The 20,104-nt window shown below is 70.5% G+C and carries 20 protein-coding genes and 1 tRNA gene; 13 read left to right on the top strand and 8 right to left on the bottom strand.

Annotated elements, in window-relative coordinates:
• Positions 1-54: 54 nt before the first annotated feature.
• Positions 55-2,802: a pyruvate dehydrogenase (acetyl-transferring), homodimeric type gene (gene aceE / locus AB852_RS30915; RefSeq protein WP_073793533.1), complete on the bottom strand. Its 2,748-nt coding sequence runs from the start codon at positions 2,800-2,802 to the stop codon at positions 55-57.
• A 557-nt stretch (positions 2,803-3,359) separates the two neighbouring features.
• On the opposite strand from aceE, the gene AB852_RS30910 reads away from it, so the two are divergent.
• The 6 genes from AB852_RS30910 (at position 3,360) to AB852_RS30885 (ending at position 8,412) form a co-directional block, all read left to right on the top strand.
• A complete protein-coding gene (locus AB852_RS30910) occupies positions 3,360-3,797 on the top strand; it encodes a DUF3052 domain-containing protein (RefSeq protein ID WP_073793532.1) in 438 nt (145 codons plus the stop codon).
• A 539-nt stretch (positions 3,798-4,336) separates the two neighbouring features.
• Entirely contained in the window at positions 4,337-4,795 is a 459-nt protein-coding gene (locus AB852_RS30905) for a peroxiredoxin (RefSeq protein WP_073793531.1), read from the top strand.
• A gap of 114 nt (positions 4,796-4,909) precedes the next feature.
• The gene (locus AB852_RS30900) at positions 4,910-5,485 is read left to right on the top strand and encodes a TerD family protein (RefSeq protein ID WP_073793530.1); all 576 of its coding nucleotides are present in this window, start codon (positions 4,910-4,912) and stop codon (positions 5,483-5,485) included.
• A 231-nt stretch (positions 5,486-5,716) separates the two neighbouring features.
• Entirely contained in the window at positions 5,717-6,292 is a 576-nt protein-coding gene (locus AB852_RS30895) for a TerD family protein (RefSeq protein ID WP_073793529.1), read from the top strand.
• A gap of 73 nt (positions 6,293-6,365) precedes the next feature.
• Positions 6,366-7,508 carry a DUF475 domain-containing protein gene (locus AB852_RS30890; RefSeq protein WP_073793528.1) on the top strand — a complete coding sequence of 381 codons (1,143 nt, stop codon included), beginning with the start codon at positions 6,366-6,368 and terminating at the stop codon, positions 7,506-7,508.
• A gap of 166 nt (positions 7,509-7,674) precedes the next feature.
• A complete protein-coding gene (locus AB852_RS30885) occupies positions 7,675-8,412 on the top strand; it encodes a TerD family protein (RefSeq protein WP_073793527.1) in 738 nt (245 codons plus the stop codon).
• A 59-nt stretch (positions 8,413-8,471) separates the two neighbouring features.
• On the opposite strand, the gene AB852_RS30880 is transcribed toward AB852_RS30885, so the two are convergent.
• Entirely contained in the window at positions 8,472-9,374 is a 903-nt protein-coding gene (locus AB852_RS30880) for a TerD family protein (protein WP_073793526.1), read from the bottom strand.
• Positions 9,375-9,571: 197 nt separating this feature from the next.
• Between AB852_RS30880 and AB852_RS30875 the strand changes: the two genes are divergently transcribed.
• Entirely contained in the window at positions 9,572-10,738 is a 1,167-nt protein-coding gene (locus AB852_RS30875; RefSeq protein ID WP_073793525.1) for an HpcH/HpaI aldolase/citrate lyase family protein, read from the top strand.
• 315 nt (positions 10,739-11,053) lie between these two features.
• Here AB852_RS30875 and AB852_RS41075 read toward each other — a convergent pair whose 3' ends face one another.
• The gene (locus AB852_RS41075; RefSeq protein WP_245877030.1) at positions 11,054-11,293 is read right to left on the bottom strand and encodes a hypothetical protein; all 240 of its coding nucleotides are present in this window, start codon (positions 11,291-11,293) and stop codon (positions 11,054-11,056) included.
• Between AB852_RS41075 and AB852_RS30870 the strand changes: the two genes are divergently transcribed.
• Positions 11,213-13,711, top strand: a complete 2,499-nt coding sequence (locus AB852_RS30870; RefSeq protein WP_245877020.1) for a phosphoribosyltransferase — start codon at positions 11,213-11,215, stop codon at positions 13,709-13,711. The genes AB852_RS41075 and AB852_RS30870 overlap by 81 nt on opposite strands.
• The gene (locus AB852_RS30865) at positions 13,708-14,562 is read left to right on the top strand and encodes an HAD family hydrolase (RefSeq protein ID WP_073793524.1); all 855 of its coding nucleotides are present in this window, start codon (positions 13,708-13,710) and stop codon (positions 14,560-14,562) included. Before AB852_RS30870 ends, AB852_RS30865 begins: the two co-directional genes overlap by 4 nt.
• Here the strand turns inward: AB852_RS30865 and AB852_RS30860 are convergent.
• Positions 14,477-15,157, bottom strand: a complete 681-nt coding sequence (locus AB852_RS30860) for a DedA family protein (RefSeq protein WP_073793523.1) — start codon at positions 15,155-15,157, stop codon at positions 14,477-14,479. The two genes, AB852_RS30865 and AB852_RS30860, sit on opposite strands and share 86 nt — an antisense overlap.
• Positions 15,158-15,289: 132 nt before the next feature.
• On the opposite strand from AB852_RS30860, the gene AB852_RS30855 reads away from it, so the two are divergent.
• Both AB852_RS30855 and AB852_RS30850 read left to right on the top strand, forming a co-directional pair.
• On the top strand, positions 15,290-15,484 hold the full coding sequence (locus tag AB852_RS30855) for a hypothetical protein (protein WP_143201306.1): 195 nt from the start codon (positions 15,290-15,292) through the stop codon (positions 15,482-15,484).
• Entirely contained in the window at positions 15,475-15,864 is a 390-nt protein-coding gene (locus AB852_RS30850) for a response regulator transcription factor (RefSeq protein ID WP_178391162.1), read from the top strand. Before AB852_RS30855 ends, AB852_RS30850 begins: the two co-directional genes overlap by 10 nt.
• 28 nt (positions 15,865-15,892) lie before the next feature.
• Here AB852_RS30850 and AB852_RS30845 read toward each other — a convergent pair whose 3' ends face one another.
• The 3 genes from AB852_RS30845 to AB852_RS30835 form a co-directional block, all read right to left on the bottom strand.
• Positions 15,893-16,114 carry an FmdB family zinc ribbon protein gene (locus AB852_RS30845; RefSeq protein ID WP_073793521.1) on the bottom strand — a complete coding sequence of 74 codons (222 nt, stop codon included), beginning with the start codon at positions 16,112-16,114 and terminating at the stop codon, positions 15,893-15,895.
• Positions 16,115-16,197: 83 nt separating this feature from the next.
• The gene (locus AB852_RS30840) at positions 16,198-17,781 is read right to left on the bottom strand and encodes a coiled-coil domain-containing protein (protein ID WP_425444201.1); all 1,584 of its coding nucleotides are present in this window, start codon (positions 17,779-17,781) and stop codon (positions 16,198-16,200) included.
• A gap of 119 nt (positions 17,782-17,900) precedes the next feature.
• On the bottom strand, positions 17,901-18,704 hold the full coding sequence (locus tag AB852_RS30835; RefSeq protein ID WP_073793519.1) for a DUF4097 family beta strand repeat-containing protein: 804 nt from the start codon (positions 18,702-18,704) through the stop codon (positions 17,901-17,903).
• A 410-nt stretch (positions 18,705-19,114) separates the two neighbouring features.
• Here AB852_RS30835 and AB852_RS30830 point away from each other — a divergent pair.
• A tRNA-Val gene (locus AB852_RS30830) sits at positions 19,115-19,186 on the top strand.
• An 84-nt stretch (positions 19,187-19,270) separates the two neighbouring features.
• Here AB852_RS30830 and AB852_RS30825 read toward each other — a convergent pair.
• Positions 19,271-19,615, bottom strand: coding sequence for a hypothetical protein (locus AB852_RS30825; RefSeq protein WP_073793518.1), 345 nt, complete (start codon positions 19,613-19,615; stop codon positions 19,271-19,273).
• Positions 19,616-19,784: 169 nt separating this feature from the next.
• On the opposite strand from AB852_RS30825, the gene AB852_RS30820 reads away from it, so the two are divergent.
• Complete coding sequence (locus tag AB852_RS30820) at positions 19,785-20,027, top strand: DUF2277 family protein (protein WP_073793517.1); 243 nt, start codon at positions 19,785-19,787, stop codon at positions 20,025-20,027.
• Positions 20,028-20,104: the final 77 nt, after the last annotated feature.

The raw sequence follows: 20,104 nt of genomic DNA, 5'->3' as shown, positions 1-20,104 counted from the left end.
CGACGGGGGCGGCGGGACCGAAGCCCCACCACCCCCGAGGAACAGCCCCGGCGACTACGCGTCGCCGCCCGCCGGCCCCGGATCGGCCGCCGCCACATCCAGCAGCTGATACCGGTCGATCGCCTGCTTCAGCGCCGCGCGGTCTACCTTGCCCTCCTTCGCCAGCTCGGTGAGCACACCCAGCACGATGGACTGCGCGTCGATATGGAAGTAACGCCGAGCGGCACCCCGGGTGTCCGCGAAACCGAACCCGTCCGCACCCAGCGACTGGTACGCCCCCGGCACCCAGCGCGCGATCTGGTCGGGCACCGAACGCATCCAGTCCGACACCGCCACGAAAGGACCCTCGGCCCCCGACAGCTTCCGCGTCACATACGGCACCCGCTGCTCCTCCTCGGGGTGCAGCAGGTTGTGCCGCTCCACCTCCACGGCCTCCCGGCGCAGCTCGTTCCAGGAGGTCGCCGACCACACATCCGCCCGGACGTTCCACTCCTCGGCCAGGAGACGCTGCGCCTCCAGTGCCCACGGCACCGCGACACCCGACGCCAGGATCTGCGCCCCGAACTCACCCCGCTCGCCCGCCTTCAGCCGGTGGACACCCTTGAGGATGCCCTCGACATCCACGTCCTCCGGCTCGGCGGGATGCTGCATCGGCTCGTTGTACACGGTCAGGTAGTAGAAGACGTCCTCACCCGGCGCGCCGTCGGCGGTCTCGCCGTACATCCGGCGCAGCCCGTCCCGGACGATATGGGCGATCTCGTAACCGTAGGCCGGGTCGTACGCGACACAGCCCGGGTTGGTCGAGGCGAGCAACTGCGAATGACCGTCGGCGTGCTGAAGGCCCTCACCGGTCAGCGTCGTCCGCCCGGCGGTCGCCCCCAGCACGAAGCCACGCGCCAGCTGGTCCGCCATCTGCCAGAACTGATCACCGGTGCGCTGGAAGCCGAACATCGAATAGAAGACGTACACCGGGATCAGCGGTTCGCCGTGAGTGGCGTACGCCGAGCCCGCCGCGATCAGCGACGCCGTACAACCAGCCTCGGAGATACCGTCATGCAGCATCTGCCCCGTCGGGGACTCCTTGTACGCGAGGAGGAGGTCCCGGTCCACCGATTCGTACTGCTGGCCCAGCGGGTTGTAGATCTTGGCGCTCGGGAAGAACGAGTCCATGCCGAACGTGCGGTACTCGTCCGGCGCGATCAGCACGAAACGCTTGCCGATCTCCTTGTCCCGCATCAGGTCCTTCAGCAGCCGTACGAACGCCATCGTCGTGGCGATCGACTGCTGTCCCGAGCCCTTCCTGACGGCCGCGTAGGCCTTGTCGCCGGGCAGTTCCAGAGGCTTCGCCCGCACGACACGTGTCGGGACGTATCCGCCGAGCGCCTTGCGGCGGTCGTGCATGTACTGGATCTCCTCCGAGTCCCGGCCCGGGTGGTAGTACGGCGGCAGACCGCTTTCGAGCTGCTGGTCGGTGATCGGCAGATGCAGCCGGTCACGGAAGCCCTTCAGATCGTCGACGGTCAGCTTCTTCATCTGATGGGTCGCGTTACGGCCCTCGAAGTTGGGGCCGAGCGTCCAGCCCTTGACCGTCTGCGCGAGGATCACCGTCGGCTGACCCTTGTGCGCCTTGGCCGCCGCGAACGCGGCGAAGATCTTCTTGTGGTCGTGCCCGCCGCGCCCCAGATGCAGGATCTGGTCGTCCGTCATGTTCTCGACCATCGCGCGCAGCCGCTGGTCGTCACCGAAGAAGTGGTCCCGGATGTACGCGCCGGTCTCCGTGGCATACGTCTGGAACTGCCCGTCCGGCGTCGTGTTCAGCCGGTTCACCAGGATGCCGTCCCGGTCCCGGGCGAGCAGCGGGTCCCAGGAGCGGTCCCACACCAGCTTGATCACATTCCAGCCGGCGCCCCGGAACTGGGATTCCAGCTCCTGGACGATCTTGCCGTTGCCCCGTACCGGTCCGTCGAGCCGCTGCAGGTTGCAGTTGACGACGAAGGTGAGATTGTCCAGCCCCTCACGGGCGGCGATGGACAGCTGGCCGAGCGACTCGGGCTCGTCCATCTCCCCGTCACCGAGGAAGGCCCACACATGCGACTGAGAGGTGTCCGCGATGTCCCGCGCCTGCATATAGCGGTTCATCCGCGCCTGGAAGATCGCCCCCAGCGGGCCGAGGCCCATCGAGACGGTGGGGAACTCCCAGAAGTCCGGCATCAGCCGGGGATGCGGGTAGCTGGAGAGTCCGTCCGGAGCCTTCGACTTCTCCTGCCGGAAGGCGTCCAGCTGCCGCTCGTCGAGGCGGTCCAGCAGGAAGGCGCGGGCGTAGATCCCCGGGGAGGCATGCCCCTGGAAGAAGATCTGGTCACCGCCGTGGCCCTCGTCCTTGCCGCGGAAGAAGTGGTTGAAACCCACGTCGTACAGCGACGCGGACGAGGCGAACGTCGCGATGTGGCCACCGACCCCGATCCCGGGACGCTGCGCACGCGAGACCATCACGGCGGCGTTCCACCGGGTCGCGTTGAGGACCCTGCGCTCGATCTCCTCGTTCCCGGGGAAGAACGGCTCGTCCCGGGTGGCGATGGTGTTGACGTAGTCCGTGCTGCGCATCTCGGGCACGGCCACACGCTTCTCGCGGGCGCGCTCGATCAGTCGGAGCATCAGATAGCGGGCCCGCTCACGGCCACGCTCGTCGATGGCGGCGTCGAGCGAGTCGAGCCATTCCTGGGTCTCCTCGGGATCGAAATCGGGGACCTGGCTCGGAAGGCCGCCAATGATGATCGGGTTGCGATCGAATCCGGAAGCCACGCTGTTCCTTCACTGTCCGGTGGCACGGCCGTGGGACATGCCACTGCTGGTGGGTGCGGCGTTCCCCATCGTGTACCGCAGGACAGGAAACGTCATCTGTACCGGGAGGTAACCGGGACCTCGGTCCGGCAGGGTGGGGCGGTTCGGCCAAATCGCAACGATACGCCCATCCCGTACCGGCCGAACGGGCGGCCGGGTGATCGCCGCCACCCGCTCCATGTGTCCCCCGCGCGCCGGAATGTCCCCTTGTGTTCACCTCGCCCGGCGCCTCGTCGATCTTTTGCCCCCGTGTCCGTCTCGGATGCGTACCGGTTTTTCCGCTGCCCCTACTTCGGTTCGCGAAACGGGCGAATAGGGCAGACTGTCGTGGTGTGTGTCACTGATTGCCGTGATTTCGTGCCTGGAGTTGCGTCGAGACGGCCGGGAACGTCACCGTTTCGGCGGTCTCGACGGCCGGGTACTTGCGCGATCCGTCCCGCCCGTGTGGACTACGGCCAATACCTCGCGCAGGCGCGAGGCCCGCAAGACAACATCCGAACATGATCAGGAGGCAAACGGTGAGCGCGACCGCGGACCACGCGGAGGAGCGGACGAACCCTGCCGCCAGGCTGGGGTTCCAGCCCGGGCAGGTGGTCCAGGAGATCGGCTACGACGACGACGCCGATCAGGAACTCCGCGAGGCCATTGAGGAGATCATCGGCAGCGACATCGTCGATGAGGATTTCGACGACGTAGCCGATGCCGTAGTGCTGTGGTTCCGTGAGGACGACGGCGATCTGACGGACGCGCTGGTCGACGCCCTCGGGCTGATCGACGACGGTTCCCCGGTCTGGCTGCTGACGCCCAAGACCGGGCGTGACGGCTATGTCGAACCCAGCGATATCAACGAGTCCGCACAGACCGCGGGTCTGTCCCAGACCAAGAGCATCAGCGCGGGCAAGGACTGGACCGGCAGCCGTCTGGTCACCCCGAAGGCGGCCGCCAAGAAGCGCTGACACCACCTCCTCGCGCGGGACATCCCCAACGGCTCCCGCGTCCGTGATCTCCGTGCGGGCCCCCGCCGACCGGCGTCGGCGGGGCTCTGCCGACGAATACACCCGCCGCCTGTGGCACCCCCACGGGCGGCGTTTTCCTTGCCGCGAGCCGCGAGCCGCGAGCCGCGAGCCGCGAGCCGCGAGCCGCGAGCCGCGAGCCGCGAGTCGGCCCGTGCCGCCCGCCGCGAGTCGGCCCGTGCCGCCCGCCGCGAGCCGGCCGTGCCGCCCGCCGCGAGCCGCCGACCGCGCCGCCTGGTCCGCCGAGGCCGCCCGCCGTCCGGGCCCCCGCCCAGGCCCCCGCCCGGTCCGCCGAGGCCCGTCACGGCGCCCTGCTGCCCCCTCCGCCCCCAGCAGCCCCTCCTGCCCCCCGCGCCCCCGCGTCGGCCCCAGCACCCCGTCCAGGGCCGTGGACGGGGGCCCGCAGCCCCCCGTCGGGCTTGCGGGGCCGCTGCGTAGGCTGGTCGTCACCTGAACAGCCGCGTGGAAGGAACACCGTCACCATGGCGATCGAGATCGGTACCAAGGCCCCGGATTTCGAGCTCAAGAACCAGCACGGCGAGACCGTGCGTCTGTCCGACTTCCGCGGTGAGAAGAACGTCGTGCTGCTCTTCTACCCGTTCGCGTTCACCGGGGTGTGCACCGGCGAGCTGTGCGCACTGCGTGACGAACTGCCGAAGTTCGTCAACGACGATGTGCAGCTCCTGGCCGTCTCCAACGACTCCCCGTTCACCCTGCGGGTCTTCGCCGAGCAGGAGGGCCTGGAGTACCCGCTGCTGTCCGACTTCTGGCCGCACGGCGAGGCCTCGCGTGCCTACGGCGTCTTCGACGAGGACAAGGGCTGCGCGGTCCGGGGCACCTTCATCATCGACAAGGAGGGCGTCGTGCGCTGGACCGTCGTGAACGGCCTGCCGGACGCCCGGGATCTCGGCGACTACATCAAGGCCCTCGACATCCTGTGATTCTTCGGGACCAAGCACTGCGGAGTGCGGGAACCCGTCACTAGGATCGAAACGTTGATCCGATACCACAGCACGACGGGGGCTCCGCGCCCCTGGACAACATCGGGAGGATTTGTGGGAGTCAGCCTCAGCAAGGGCGGCAATGTATCGCTGACCAAGGAGGCCCCCGGCCTGACCGCGGTCGTGATCGGTCTCGGCTGGGACGTCCGGACCACCACGGGTACGGACTTCGACCTCGACGCCAGTGCCATCCTGACCAACGCGGAGGGCAAGGTCACCAACGACCAGAACTTCGTCTTCTTCAACAACCTCAAGAGCCCGGAAGGCTCCGTCGAGCACACCGGTGACAACCTCACCGGTGAGGGCGAGGGTGACGACGAGCAGATCAAGGTGAGCCTGGTCGGGGTCCCGGCGGACGTCACCCGGGTCGTCTTCCCGGTCTCCATCTACGACGCCGAGAACCGCCAGCAGTCCTTCGGCCAGGTGCGGAACGCGTTCATCCGCGTGGTCAACCAGGCGAACAACCAGGAGATCGCGCGCTACGACCTCTCCGAGGACGCCTCCACCGAGACCGCGATGGTCTTCGGCGAGCTGTACCGCAACGGCGCCGAGTGGAAGTTCCGTGCCATCGGCCAGGGCTACGCCTCGGGTCTGCGCGGTATCGCGCAGGACTTCGGCGTCAACGTCTGAGCCGCCGCACACCGCACACCGCACACCGCACCATCGCGGTACTGCCCGCCGCATCACCGCGGTACCGCACACCGCACCACCGCCCGGCGCGGCGCCCGATCCGCGCGCCGCGCCAGGCGGTCGGCGGTCGTACGAACGCCCCCGGCCAGGGGGCCCGGGGGGCCACGGCGCAGTCCGTGGGTCTGGCGGTCCCCGGGAAGACGCAGTATCACCTCGGGGAGGAAGACGATCATGGGTGTCACGCTTGCCAAGGGAGGCAATGTCTCCCTGTCCAAGGCCGCGCCGAATCTCACACAGGTACTGGTCGGCCTCGGCTGGGACGCACGCTCCACCACGGGAGCCCCCTTCGACCTCGACGCCAGCGCTCTGCTGTGCACCGCGGGCCGGGTTCTCGGTGACGAATGGTTCGTGTTCTACAACAACCTCAAGAGCCCCGACGGCTCCGTCGAGCACACGGGTGACAATCTCACCGGTGAGGGCGACGGGGACGACGAGTCGGTCCTGATCGATCTGTCCAAGGTCCCGCTCGGCTGCGACAAGATCGTCTTCCCGGTCTCCATCCATGACGCGGACAACCGCGGTCAGAGCTTCGGCCAGGTCAGCAACGCTTTCATCCGGGTCGTCAACCAGGCGGACGGCCAGGAACTCGCGCGCTACGACCTCTCGGAGGACGCGTCCACCGAGACTGCGATGATCTTCGGTGAGGTCTACCGTTACGGAAATGAATGGAAGTTCCGTGCAGTGGGCCAGGGGTACGCGTCGGGCTTGCGTGGCATCGCCCTAGACTTCGGAGTCAATGTTTCGTAAAGCTGGGCCCGGTGCGGGGTGACCCCTGCCGGACTCCTACCGGGGAAATCCCCGTGACAGGAATGGGTAGCCAGTGATTCTGAGAACCTTCGGCTGGTCGTTCGCGGTCACCGCGCTCGGCCTCGTCGCAGCCTTGCTCTACGGGGGGTGGGTCGGGTTCGGGATCGTGGCGATCCTGTCCGTCCTGGAGATCTCGCTGTCGTTCGACAACGCGGTGGTCAACGCCGGGATTCTGAAGAAGATGAATGCCTTCTGGCAGAAGATCTTCCTCACCATCGGCATCCTGATCGCCGTCTTCGGTATGCGGCTGGTCTTCCCCGTGGTCATCGTCGCGGTCAGCGCCGGACTCGGTCCGATCGAAGCGGTCGATCTCGCGCTCAACGACAAGGACCGTTATCAGGAACTGGTCACCGACGCCCACGCGTCGATCGCCTCCTTCGGAGGCATGTTCCTCCTCATGATCTTCCTCGACTTCATCTTCGAGGACCGTGACATCAAGTGGCTGCGCTGGATCGAGCGCCCGCTGGCCAGGCTCGGCAAGGTCGAGATGCTCTCCGTGTGCATCGCCCTGATCGTGCTCATGATCAGCGCCCTCTATCTGGCGCCGCAAGCGCACCAGCACGGCGGTACCCACGCCGACAAGACGGAGACGGTGCTGCTGTCCGGGATCGCCGGTCTCATCACCTATCTGGTCGTCGGCGGTCTGTCCGGCTTCTTCGAGGGCAAGCTCGACGAGGAGGAGGAACGCGAGCACGAGGCGGAGGAAGCAGCCAAGCGCAGCGGGAAGCCCGTGATCCTCCTCGCGGGCAAAGCGGCCTTCTTCATGTTCCTCTACCTGGAGGTCCTGGACGCGTCGTTCTCGTTCGACGGGGTCATCGGCGCCTTCGCGATCACCAACGACATCGTTCTCATGGCCCTCGGCCTGGGTATCGGCGCGATGTACGTCCGGTCCATCACCGTCTATCTGGTCCGCCAGGGCACCCTGGAGGACTACGTCTATCTGGAGCACGGGGCGCACTACGCGATCGGCGCGCTCGCCGCGATCCTGCTGATCACCATCCGCTTCGAGGTCAACGAGTTCGTCACCGGACTCGTCGGCGTGGTCCTGATCGGCTGGTCGTTCTGGTCGTCCGTGCGGCGCAACCGCGCCCTGGTGGCGAGTGGCCACAAGGGCGACGGCTCGGACGACGCGTCGAAGGTGACGTCCGGGGCCTGAGCATCGCCCGACCGTGGCCGGTTCCGGAGTGTGACGGCGCCCGCCACGAGGAACGCTCTCAACGGGGCGGTCGTGAGGCATGGTCCTCACGGCCGCCCCGCTGCAACGATCAGGAGAAACCCGGCCGACGGCCGGGCATCGGGACACCAGGGCATTGGGGGGCGGTATGTCCTTCTGGGACGGATTGTGGCCGGGGCGCTCGGCGGACTTCGAGTCAGGGGCCTCGGCGAGCAACGCCATCGAACTGACCAAGCGGCGCCCCATGGTCTCGCTGACCAAGCAGGGCGCCGCCACCGGGAATCTGCGCGTCAACCTCTCCTGGCGGATGCGCAACTCGGACATCGGCGGCCCGGACCGCGGCGGACTGTTCAGCAGCCCGCTCAAGATGTTCAAACCCGATGTCGTCCAGGCCCACACCATGAGCATGGTCAATGTCGACCTCGACCTGGGCTGCCTCTACGAGCTGACGGACGGGACGAAGGGCGTCGTCCAGCCCCTCGGCGGCTTCTTCGGGGACCTGAACGGCGCGCCCTACGTCAAGCTCAGCGGGGACGACCGCTTCGGCTCGGGCACCGGCGAGACGCTCTTCGTCAACCTCGACCAGCGGGAGGAGATCAAGCGCCTGCTGATCTTCGTCTACATCTACGACCAGACCCCCGCCTTCGACCGCACCCACGCCATCGTCACCCTCTACCCCAGCAGCGGTCCCCGGATCGAGATCGGGCTGGACGAGCGCGCCCCGCAGGCCCGTTCCTGCGCGGTGTTCTCACTGGAGAACGTCAAGGACGAGCTGATCGTCCGCCGCGAGGTGAAGTTCGTCTACGGCTTCCAGGCCGAGCTGGACCGCCTGTACGGGTGGGGCCTCCAGTGGGGCCGGGGCTACAAGTCCAAGGCCGACCGCTGAACCCTCGCCTCCGGGGCACCCGAACCGGCCACCGGGCGACGGCCGGCCGGCCGGGAACCTCAGCGGGGCTGGAACTGCGGGCCCTGCGGCGGCAGCCGGAAGTCCGGGTCGGGAACGACCGCGGCGACCGGCTGCGGATAGCCGTACGAAGGCTGCGGGGCCCCCGGCTGCCCGGACGGCGGCTGAGGGTAGCCGTACGTGGGCTGCGGCGACGGGCCGGCCGTCGTCGCGGCCGGGGGATAGCCGTACGCGGGCCCGGCGGCCGGTTCCCGCGGGGCGGGCGGATACGCCGGATGGGGCGCGGTCTGCCGGGGCACGGTGTGCGCCGGGCCGGACGGGGCCGCCGCGGACGGCTGCGCGGGCGGCGGGACCGCGGCGTCCCGCACCTGCTCCGCGGCGTCCGGCTCCGGGTCCTGCTCGGACTCGTCCACCGAGATCCCGAAGTCCGTCGCGAGACCGACCAGGCCGTTCGAGTACCCGTCACCCACCGCGCGGAACTTCCAGCCGTCGCCACGCCGGTACATCTCACCGCAGATCAGCGCCGTCTCCGCGCCCGTCTCCGGCCTGATGTCGAAATAGGCCAGCGGCTCGTCGTCCGCCGCGTCCGCGTCATGCAGCTGGATGCACAGCGTGTGCACCCGCTCGAACGGCACATCGTCGGCCGACGCCACCAACAGCACCCGGTCGACCTCGGCGGGCAGCCCCGCGAGATCCGCCTGAATGGTGTCGGTGAGCCCCTGGGACCCGCGCTTCTTGCCCAGCCGCCACACCTTGCCCGACGGATGCCGCGGCTGGTTGTAGAAGACGAAGTCCTCGTCGGACCGCACCCGCCCCCCGGACCCGAGGAGCAGCGCCGAGACATCGACGTCCGGGACGTCCTGCCCCGGGGACCAGCGCAGCACCGCGCGTACCGCCGTCGCTTCGAGCGGGACGTTCGACCCCTTCAGCATCGCGTGCGTCATACGGCCATCCTGCCTTCCCGGCGGTCGCCAGGACAACGCGGGGGACGTGCCGCGACAAGGAAAACGGGCCCCGCGGGCCGACACGGACCGCAGCTGATTACCAGAAATTCACGCCCCATGGGAACCCCTGACATACGTTCCTACGTACTATTACCGGCCACATTGCGTCGGAACATTCCGGCTTCACGGGGAGAGTCATGCGTCATTTCGGGCACATCGCCCCTGAGGTGCGTCAGCGCCTCTTCCACCGGGAGCCGTGCGACTTCACCGCCGACTCTCCCGCCCGGGTGCTCGCGGTCGCCCTGGGAGCGACCCTCTACACCCCCGCCACCAGGCCGGCGCTGGCCGACGCCGTCCGCAAACAGGCCGCTCGTGGCGTGATGTCCATGGTGCTGTGCCTGGAGGACTCCATCGAGGACACCGAGGTCCCCGACGCCGAGCGGAACATCGTCCGCCAGCTCACCGACCTCGCCGCGCACCCCGGCGGTGACCTGCCGCTTCTCTTCATCCGGGTCCGTACGCCGGGGCAGATCCCCGACCTGGTGCGGCGCCTGGGCGCGGCCGGCGCGCTGCTGTCCGGATTCGTACTGCCCAAGTTCACCGAGGAGCGGGGCATCCCCTTCCTGGAGGCCCTCACCGCCGCCGAGTCCCTCCACGGCCGCAGACTGTTCGCGATGCCGGTGCTGGAGTCCCCGGAGCTGCTGTACCTGGAGACCCGCCGCGAGACCCTCACCGGGATCGCCCGTACCGTCGACAAGTACCGCGACCGCGTTCTCGCCCTGCGACTGGGCGTGACCGACTTCTGCTCGGTGTACGGGCTGCGCAGGCCGCCCGACCTGACCGCCTACGACGTCCAGGTCGTCGCCTCCGTCATCGGTGACGTGGTGAACCTCCTCGGCCGCGCCGACGGCACCGGCTACACCGTCACGGGGCCGGTCTGGGAGTACTTCCGGCTCCAGGAGCGCATGTTCAAGCCCCAGCTGCGCCGCAGCCCCTTCCTGGAGGGCCGCGCGGACGAGCTGCGCCAGACGCTCATCGAGCACGACCTCGACGGACTGCTCCGCGAGATCGAGCTCGACCGCGCCAACGGTCTGCTCGGCAAGACCTGTATCCATCCGTCGCACGTCCAGCCCGTGCACGCGCTGTCCGTGGTCAGTCACGAGGAGTACGGCGACGCGCGGGACATCCTGCGACCGGAGCGGGACGGCGGCGGCGTGATGCGTTCCGCCTACACGAACAAGATGAACGAGGTGAAACCCCACCGCGCGTGGGCCGAGCGCATCCTGCTGCGCGCCGAGGTGTTCGGCGTCGCACGCGAGGACGTCGGCTTCGTGGAACTTCTCGCCGCCGGGCTCTCCGGCTGAACACAAGGGACGATGGACGACGTGGTGTGGACGGGGACGTGGGTCGCGCGGCGGCTCGGGATCGAACTGGTGGGTGCCGAGGCGGGCGCCGACGCGGGCACCCCTGGGCGCCCGGGTGGCCGGCCTGGCCCCGCCGGAGGCGGATCGGGCCCCTCGGACGGTGGATCGGGGCCTACCAGCGGCCGATCGGGGCCTGTCAGCGACGGATCGGGGCCTGTCAGCGACGGATCGGGGCCTGGCGATCGCGGATCAGGCCCTACCGGCGGCGGATCGGGCCCTACCGGTGGTCAAGGGACCTCAGGAGACCGTGAGCCTTCAGCAGCCCACGAGCCCCCGGGCGGTCAGGAGCTCTCCGGCGGCCATGAGCTCCCGGGTGATGACGAGCTGTCCGGCGGCCACGACCTCTCTGCCGGTCAGGGGCTCTCTGCCGGTCAGGGGCTTTCGGACGGTCAGGGGCTTTCGGACGGTCACGAGCTGAGGCAGCTTCTCGGGCTCGCGCTGCGCCGCAATCCCAAGCGCGCCCACCTGCTCGTGTCGAACGTGCTCGGCAAGCACGTCCCCCGGTCACCCGCCGTCGTCCACGGACACGGCCATGAGCTCGGCCGCCGGGTGCTCGCCCTCCTCGGCCCCGAGGAGGCCCGCCGGGCCGTGGTCCTCGGGTACGCGGAGACCGCGACGGGTCTCGGTCACTGTGTCGCCGACGGGATCGGCCTCGCCCCCTACCTCCACTCCACCCGGCGCCCCGTGCCCGGCGTCGCCACCGCCGCCGGGTTCGAGGAGGCCCACTCCCACGCCAGCAGCCATCTGCTGCTCCCCGAGGACCCCGCGCTGCTCGCCGGGGACGGACCCCTGGTGCTGGTGGACGACGAGTTCTCCACGGGCAACACCGTCCTCAACACGATCCGCGCCCTGCACGCCCGTCATCCCCGTGAGCGGTACGTCATCGTCGCGCTGATCGACATGCGGTCGGCCGAGGACCGCGGACGGCTCGACGCGTTCGCCCGGGAGATCGGCGCGCGGGTGGATCTCGTGGCCACCGCGGCGGGCACGGTGCGGCTGCCCGACGACGTCCTGGCGAAGGGCCAAGCCCTGGTCGCCCGGTACGAGACCGTGCCCCCGGCACCCGACGAAGCCGTACCGACGCCGACGCCGACGCCGATGCCGATGCCGATGCCGACGCCGACGACGCCAGGGGCAGTCCCCGCGAGCGGGCGGAACGCGGCCACCCATCCCACGCCCGGGCGCCCCACGACCGCGCCCGTCGTCCGCGCCGCCCTCGACTGGCCCGTCGGGATCCCCGACGGCGGACGGCACGGGTTCACCCCCGAGCACCAGGCCCGGCTCGAATCCGCGCTCCCGGCGATGGCCGCACAGCTCGCCCCCCACCTCCGCCCCGCGCCCGGCACGACCCGCCCGCGGGTCCTCGTCCTCGGCTTCGAGGAACTCATGTACGCCCCGCTCCGGCTCGCCACCGCGCTGGAGAACCTGCTCGACGCGGACCTCTTCTTCTCCACCACCACCCGCTCACCCGTCCTCGCCGTGGACGACCCCGGCTACGCCATCCGCAGCCGACTGGTCTTCCCCGCCCATGACGACCCGGGCGACGGACCCGGCACCCGCTACGCCTACAACGTGGCCGGTGCGGGCTTCGACACCGTCGTCGCCGTCGTCGACTCCACCGCGGACACCCCCGCCCTGCACGCCCCCGACGGGCTCCTCGCCCAGCTCGCCCGGCACACCTCCCGTGTCGTGCTGGCCGTCGTCCCCTCGTACATACCGCCCGCCGCGACGCGCGCCCCCGAAAGGCCCTCCATGCTCCCCGAGCCCCTCCGCGGCCCCGACTTCTCCTCCTACGCCTCCGAGGACGTGGGCTGGCTGCTCCAGGACCTCTCCTCGGTGCGGCTGGAGGCCCCCACCGAGGAACGCGAGGAGGCGATCCAGGCGGGCGGCGCCCACTACGCCGAGTCGCTGCCCGTCGAGTACCAGCCGAGCCCCCAGTACCAGGAGCTGTTCCACAGCGCCCTCACCGACGCGGCCCAGCGGATCGCCGGGGCCGTCGGCACCGTCACCGACATCGTCCTCGCGGAGCGCTCACCCCGGCCCGTCCTGGTCTCCCTCGCCCGCGCCGGAACGCCCGTCGGCGTACTGATGCGGCGCTGGGCCCGGCACCACCACGGACTCGACCTGCCGCACTACTCCGTGTCCATCGTCCGGGGCCGGGGCATCGACACCAACGCGCTGCGCTGGCTCGCCGCCCACCACGACCCCGCCGACATCGTCTTCGTCGACGGCTGGACCGGCAAGGGCGCCATCACCCGCGAACTCGCCCAGGCCCTCGAAGACTTCCAGGAGAGCACCGGCATCCGCGGCTTCGACCCCGGGATCGCCGTCCTCGCGGACCCCGGATCATGTGTACGCACCTACGGCACCCGTGACGACTACCTGATCCCCTCCGCCTGCCTCAACTCCACCGTCTCCGGGCTGATATCCCGCACCGTCCTGCGCGCCGACCTCGTCGGACCGGACGACTACCACGGCGCGAAGTACTACCGCGAACTCACCGGCGCCGATGTCTCCACCGACTTCATCGACCGGATCGCCGCCCGCTTCGACGAGGTCGCCGAGGCCGTCGCCGGGCGGGTCAAGGAACTGCTCGCGGCCGACCGGTCACCCACCTGGGAGGGCTGGGCCGCCGTCGAACGCATCAGCGAGGAGTACGGCATCCACGACGTCAACCTCGTCAAGCCCGGCGTCGGCGAGACCACCCGTGTCCTGCTGCGGCGCGTCCCCTGGAAGATCCTGGCCCGCGCCGACGCCGGGAGGGATCTCGACCACGTACGGCTCCTCGCCGAGCAACGCGGCGTCCCCGTCGAAGAGGTCCCCGGTCTGCCGTACACCTGCGTCGGCCTCATCCACCCCCGCTTCACCCGCGGCGCCACCGGCTCCGACGGCAAGTCGGTGGCCGCGCGATGAACACCGCACCCCACCGCACACAGGACAGCGACCCCCGCTCCGTCCTCGTCGCCAGCGACCTCGACCGCACCCTCATCTACTCCGCCGCCGCACTCGCCCTGGACGTCCCCGACGCCGAGGCACCCCGGCTGCTCTGCGTCGAGGTCTACCAGGGCAAGCCCCTGTCCTACCTCACCGAGACCGCCGCCGCGCTCCTGGACGGACTCGCCCGCACCACGCACTTCGTCCCCACCACCACCCGCACCGTCGAGCAGTACCGCCGCATCCATCTCCCCGGGCCCGCCGCCCGGCACGCGATCTGCTCCAACGGCGGCCAGATCCTCGTAAACGGGGAGCCCGACGAGGAATGGCGGCGGCAGGTCACGGGACGCATCGCGGACGAATGCGCCCCCCTCGAAGAGGTCCGCGCGCATCTGCGACACACCGCCGACCCGGCGTGGCTGCTCAAGGACCGCGTGGCCGAGAACCTCTTCGCCTACCTCGTCGTCGACCGCGCCCTGCTCCCCGGGACCTGGGTCAAGGATCTCAGCGCATGGGCGGGGCCCCGGGGCTGGACCGTCTCCCTCCAGGGCCGCAAGATCTACGCCGTCCCGAAGCCCCTCACCAAGAGCGCCGCGCTGCGCGAGGTCACCCGGCGCACCGGAGCCACCCGCGTCCTCGCCGCCGGGGACTCCCTCCTCGACGCCGATCTGCTGCTCGCCGCGGACCGGTCCTGGCGACCGGGCCACGGCGAACTCGCGGACGAAGGCTGGCAGGCGCCGAACCTCACAGCTCTTCCTGAGAGGGGCGTCGCTGCCGGCGAGACGATCCTGAGGAGCCTGACCCGCGCCGCTGCCCCGGACCGGGCTTGAACATCCGCACCACCACGAAGAGGATCACCGCGAGGACCGCCAGCACCAGGACGACCTTCGAGTACGCCGAGACATAGCCCGTCACCTCCGTCCAGTTCTCGCCGAGCAGATACCCGGCCATGACGAAGATGGTGTTCCAGATCGCGCTCCCGAGCGTCGTCAGCCCCAGGAACACCGGGATCGACATCCGCTCGATACCCGCGGGTATGGAGATCAGGCTCCGGAAGATCGGGATCATCCGCCCGAAGAACACGGCCTTCGTGCCATGGCGGGTGAACCACGCCTCGGTCTTCTCGATGTCCGCGACCTTCACCAGCGGCAGCTTGGACGCTATCGCGATCATGCGCTCGCGGCCGAGCATCGCCCCCACGCCGTAGAGGGCCAGCGCACCCACGACCGAACCGGCCGTGGTCCACAACAAGGCCGCCACCAGATTCATCTGGCCGGTACTCGCGGCGAATCCGGCCAGCGGCAGGATCACTTCACTGGGCAGGGGAGGGAAGAGGTTCTCCAGCGCGATGGCCAGTCCGGCACCTGGGGCGCCGAGCTGGTCCATCAAGCCGTTGATCCATTGTGGAGCGCTGCTTTCGATCATGTCTCCACGGTAGGAAATCTGAGCTGAAGGCACACTGAAGCGGACCACATCGTTACGGTGGTACGCGCCACAGGGAAGAACTGCGGTTTTCCACAATGTGCCGGGACCCGCCGGCTGGCTACCGTGATCGACGTGGACACAGCCGTACGCGGCGGGCTCAGACTCGCCACCGGACTCGTGCTCGGCGCCTGCACCGCGGTCGCCGAGCTGATATTCGTGCTGCTCACGGGTCTGGCCCGCAGAGCCGCCGCGCTGGACGGGACCTTCGACGTCGACAGCCCGGTCGGCGGACCGACCGTGATCACCGTGAAGCTGCCGTGCGGCTGATCCTCGCCGAGGACTCGACGCTGCTGCGGGAGGGTCTGGTGCGGCTGCTCGCGGAGGAGGGCCACGAGGTGCTGGCGGCCGTGGGCGACGCGGTGGCGCTGCTGGCCAAGGGCCGGGCGGCCTTCGACCCGGAGGTGGTCCGCCAGCTCCTCGGCGGCAGCCCGCACGCCGATCTGCTGGGCCGGCTGACCGCGCGGGAGAAGGAGGTACTGGCGGAGATGGCGCAGGGGCACACGAACGCGGCGATCGCCGGGCGGCTGCACATCTCGCAGAGCGCGGTCGAGAAACACATCAACGCGATCTTCGACAAGCTGGAGCTGTCGGGGGAGTCCGGCTACTCGCGCCGGGTGCTCGCGGTCCTCCGCTATTTGGGGACATGAGGACCCGGCACGCCCCCCGCCGTGGGGTTCAGCCGCAGCAGCCGCCCCCGCAGCATCCTCCGCCGCCGCCCGAGGCGGGACCGGGCGCGGGAGCGGCGGCGGACGAGCCGCCGACGGCCACGGTCGACAGGAGCTTCACGGTGTCGTCGTGACCCACCGGACAGGCGGCGGGGGCGGCGGACTCGGCCATGGGACGGCTGAGTTCGAAGGTGTCGCCGCAGGTGCGGCAGCGGTACTCGTAGCGGGGCATGGGGACAGGCTAGCGGGCGGACGGCCGGTGCCGCGCGGGTGCTTCGGGCCATCCGGGGCGGTGCGGGCGCGGTAGGGGCCGGTTCAGGCGGTGGTGCCGCGTTCCTCGCGGATACGGGACACCACGGTGGCCACCGCCTGCCGGACGGCCTCCAACTCGGACAGGAAGTGCCAGTAGTCCGGGTGGCGGCCTTCCAGGGTGGCGATGGCGAGCTCCAGCCGCCGTACCGACTCGTCCAGGGGGCGGGCGTGCCGGGGGTCGGGTGTGTGCCGGTCGGCCATGGCGAGGCGCTGGGCGTCCCGGATGGCGAAGCGGGTGCGGTCGATCTCGTCCTGGGGGTCCTTGGCGACGGCGTTGAGCCGCTGAAGGCGGTTCCCGGCGGCGGAGACGGCCTCGTCGGTGGAGTTGAGGAGGGCACGGACGGTGGAGAGGAGGGAGGTGGCGTCCGGCCAGCGCTGGGCGTCGCGGGCGGCCTGGGCCTCGGCGAGCTTGGCCTCGGCCTGCCGGACGGTGGCGGCGGCCTGTTCCGGCACCTGCTGGAGGTCCTGCCAGCAGGCGATGGTGAAGCGGCGGCGCAGCTCGCTGAGGATCGGTTCCACCTGCTCGGCGCGGGTGGTGAGGGCCTGGGCGCGGGTGCGCAGCGACACCAGGCGGCGGTCGGTCTCGGCGGCGCGCTCCGGGAGCCGCTCGGCCTCGGCCCGTACCGCCTCGGCGTCGCGGGCGACGTGCTCGGCACGCTGGAGGGTCTCGGGGACGCCGTGGCGGCCGGCCCCCTGGTTCAGCCTGGTCAGCTCGGGGGCCAGTGCGGCGAGGCGGGCGGCGAGGTCGTCGGCCCGCAGTCCGGCGGCCCGGGTGGCGTCGAGGGCGTTGCTCGCGGCGAGCAGGGACTGCCGGGCGCGCTCCACGGCGGGTGCGAGCCGGGCGAGCTGGGTCTCGGCCTTGTCGAGGAGCGGGCCGAGACCCTGGGTGAAGCGGTCGAGGTCGTCCTTGACCTTGTTCAGGGCGTCCCGGGCCTGCGTGAGCTCGGCGCGGGCACGGGAGGCGGTGGACGCCTCCAGATCGTCCCGGTCGAGGTCATGCGCGTCGACGGCGGCGATGTACTGGTGGCTGACCTCGTCGATACGGGCGCTCAGATCCGTGAAACCGGAGACGGCGCCGCGGGCCGGGGGCGAGTCGTCGACGGCGGTGATGGTCTCTATGGAGATCCGCAGATCGCGTTGCGCGGAGTCCAGTTCGTAGAACGCGGCGGCGGCGGCGTCCTTGGCCGCCTGGGCCTCGGCGCGCTGGCCCTCGCCGCGCCCGCCGAACCAGCGGCGGTTCCCGCCGCCCGAGAAGGCCGCCGGGAGGGTCACGGCGGCGAGCGCGAGCAGGGGAAGGGGCAGCAGGGCCAGTGACAGGAACCGACGGACGGCGGAACCGCCCGTCCCGGACCCGTGACCGGACGCGTGGCTCTTCACGGGTGCGGTGGGGTGCGGACGGGCGCTGCTTGTGTCGCCGGGTGTGGCGGGGCGGGCGGTCCGGGGAACCGGCGCCGGGGTATGCGACGCGCCGGGGTCGGAGGGTCCGGCGGGCGGCACCGGGCCGGGTGCCGGGGAGTCGGGCCCGGCGTGCGGGTCCGTGGGGGTCGGTGGGCGTGGGGGATCAACGAAGTGGGGGGTGTGCAGCATCTGCCGTGCTGTCGGTGTGTACGGCTGCGATGGTGTCGCCGTCACTTCCCTCTCCCGTGCTGTGGTCCGCCGTGCCCGGTGTCATTGTCCCACCGGACCGGCGCGAACACACGGGGCGTTCAGTCCGCGTTCCGTACCGTGACACTTCCGTCGTTGCTCCGGGCGGACACGACATGGGCGCTGCGCCCGTCGCGGGGGACGGAGACCTTGACGCTGCCGTCGTCGCTCTTGGCGGAAACCGCGTAGGCGGTTCCGCCGCCGTCGCCGCCGGGGCGCGGGAGGGTGACCTCGACGGAGCCGTCGTTGCTGTCGGCGGTCACCCGGTCCGGGACGACGGCGAGCCGGAGCCGCACGGAGCCGTCGTTGGTGTCGGCCTTGACCTGCCGGGAACGCAGTCCGTCGGTGTGGATGCTGCCGTCGCCGCTGTGCAGGGTGAGCGGCCCGGTGGTGTCCGCGACGCGGACGGAGCCGTCGTCCGTGTCGATGCTGAGCGGGGTGCGGAAGCCGGAGGCGCGGACGGACCCGTCGTCGTTCTTGACCTTGACGGTCACGTCCCGGGGGATCTCGATGCGGTGCTTCAGCGCGCAGTCGGCGACGATGCCGGAGCAGTCGAGACGGAGCTTGAGCCGGTCGTCCCGCATGGACCAGCTGACCGACGGTTCGGAGCCGACCGCGACCTTGCCTTTGAACCAGCGGGTGACCTCCACCTTGTCGATGTCGGCGGGGACGAGTTCGAGTTCGGAGTCGTCGGAGTCGACGGTCAGGGTCCGGCCGGCCAGCGCGAACGAGCGGTGCTCGGGCGAGGTGTCGTCCTCGGGATCGGAGGTGCAGCCCATGGCGACCAGGCCGAACGCCATGGTTCCGGCGGCGACGGCGAGCAGTGACGCGCGGCTCCGGCGTGGGTGGCTGGTACGAACGGTCATGGGAATCCCCCCTGGGACATGGCTGCGGCGGTACCCCGGTGCCTGGCCGGTCACGGTCGTCGGACACCGCCGCCACCGGGGTACTCCGACCGTAGGGAGCGGGGCGCCGCAGGGGCATCCGGGCCGCTACCGGAACGGGGGTGGGGATAACCCCCGCCCTCGGGACCCCGGGACTCGGACTCCCGGGACCTCGGCTCCCGGCCCCCGGACCCCCGGCCCCCGAACCCCCGGCCTCGGGACCCCGGCGCGCTGTCCCCCGCCATCCCGCCCTCCCCGGCATCCCGTCCCCGGACACAGGCGCGGGCCCGGCAGCGGATCGGGCGGGGACGGGGGCGGGGACGTCAGGACGGTCCCCGGGAAAGGTGTTTGCGGGGCAGGGGCGGCGGCAAGGTAGGCTGTCGACTCATTCCGGGCGCGTAGCTCAGTGGTAGAGCGCTGCCCTTACAAGGCAGATGTCGGCGGTTCGAAACCGTCCGCGCCCACCGGATGTAGCAGTACGAAAGCCCCGGTACTCCCTGTTCAGCAGGGTGCCGGGGCTTTTCGCGTGCCGTGTCGCCGGGCCGGTGTCACGGGGGCGGCTGGGGCGGGGGAGCAGCGCTCTGTTTGAGGGTCATGCGGGCGTCGACCTTCTGGGGGGCGGTGACCTCGGTCCAGAAGCGATGACACGTGACGAAGACGGCGAGCTCGCGTTCACGGGCGCGGAGCTTCTCGACCTCGGCCTGCTCGTCGGGTGACCAGCCGGGGGACGCGGGGCGTTCGATCCTGCGCCAGCTGGTGTCGTCGCTGAAGCCGTCGAGGGGCTCCACCGACCAGGGCAGGCGCTTCAGCAGGTCGAGGAGTTCCGCGCGCACCTGATGCAGCTCCTCCTGACCTGCGAGGAGATCGCTCGGGAAGTCGTAGGTCGCAGCCACGCGGTAATGGTACGCCTGTTCGATTTGGTGGGGCGACTTCCGCGATCGGTGGGCCGGGGGTGGGGTGGCGGGTCGCTGGGGCGGTGGGCCGGCGGGCCGCCGGTGGTTGCCGGGTGCGGGGGGAGTGAGGGGCGGGACAGGAGATGGGTTGGAGAGGGACACTGGACGTATGTGCCGCAGCATCAAGACTCTCCGTCCGCCCGCCATCCCCGAAGAGGCCACCGAGGACGAGGTCCGGGCTGCCGCCTTGCAGTATGTGCGGAAGGTCTCCGGCTTCCGGGCCCCGGCCGCCCATAACCGTGAGGTGTTCGACGCGGCTGTGGACGCGGTGGCGGCGGCCACCGCCGATCTGCTCGCCGGGCTGGAGGTCCGGGGGAGCGGGATCGCTCCGCGCGCTTCCTCGCGGGTGTGAGTTCTTCGCCTCCGGCGTCACCCGGCCCCGTGCGGGTCACCCGTGCGTCCGGGTCACCCGTGCGTGCGGGGCGGCCA

Origin of the sequence: Streptomyces uncialis (genome assembly GCF_001905345.1) — a bacterium.
Taxonomy (GTDB): domain Bacteria; phylum Actinomycetota; class Actinomycetes; order Streptomycetales; family Streptomycetaceae; genus Streptomyces; species Streptomyces uncialis.
Note: the sequence above shows the minus strand (reverse complement) of the source record. Positions and strands in the feature narration are given on the sequence as shown.

Coding starts and splice junctions, on each gene's coding strand:
- AB852_RS30860 (WP_073793523.1), bottom strand. CDS start 15,157: ATGATCGAAAGCAGCGCTCCACAATGGATCAACGGCTTGATGGACCAG.
- AB852_RS30885 (WP_073793527.1), top strand. CDS start 7,675: ATGTCCTTCTGGGACGGATTGTGGCCGGGGCGCTCGGCGGACTTCGAG.
- AB852_RS30895 (WP_073793529.1), top strand. CDS start 5,717: ATGGGTGTCACGCTTGCCAAGGGAGGCAATGTCTCCCTGTCCAAGGCC.
- AB852_RS30865 (WP_073793524.1), top strand. CDS start 13,708: ATGAACACCGCACCCCACCGCACACAGGACAGCGACCCCCGCTCCGTC.
- AB852_RS30820 (WP_073793517.1), top strand. CDS start 19,785: ATGTGCCGCAGCATCAAGACTCTCCGTCCGCCCGCCATCCCCGAAGAG.
- AB852_RS30845 (WP_073793521.1), bottom strand. CDS start 16,114: ATGCCCCGCTACGAGTACCGCTGCCGCACCTGCGGCGACACCTTCGAA.
- AB852_RS30875 (WP_073793525.1), top strand. CDS start 9,572: ATGCGTCATTTCGGGCACATCGCCCCTGAGGTGCGTCAGCGCCTCTTC.
- AB852_RS30835 (WP_073793519.1), bottom strand. CDS start 18,704: ATGACCGTTCGTACCAGCCACCCACGCCGGAGCCGCGCGTCACTGCTC.
- AB852_RS30905 (WP_073793531.1), top strand. CDS start 4,337: ATGGCGATCGAGATCGGTACCAAGGCCCCGGATTTCGAGCTCAAGAAC.
- AB852_RS30840 (WP_425444201.1), bottom strand. CDS start 17,781: ATGCTGCACACCCCCCACTTCGTTGATCCCCCACGCCCACCGACCCCC.
- AB852_RS30880 (WP_073793526.1), bottom strand. CDS start 9,374: ATGACGCACGCGATGCTGAAGGGGTCGAACGTCCCGCTCGAAGCGACG.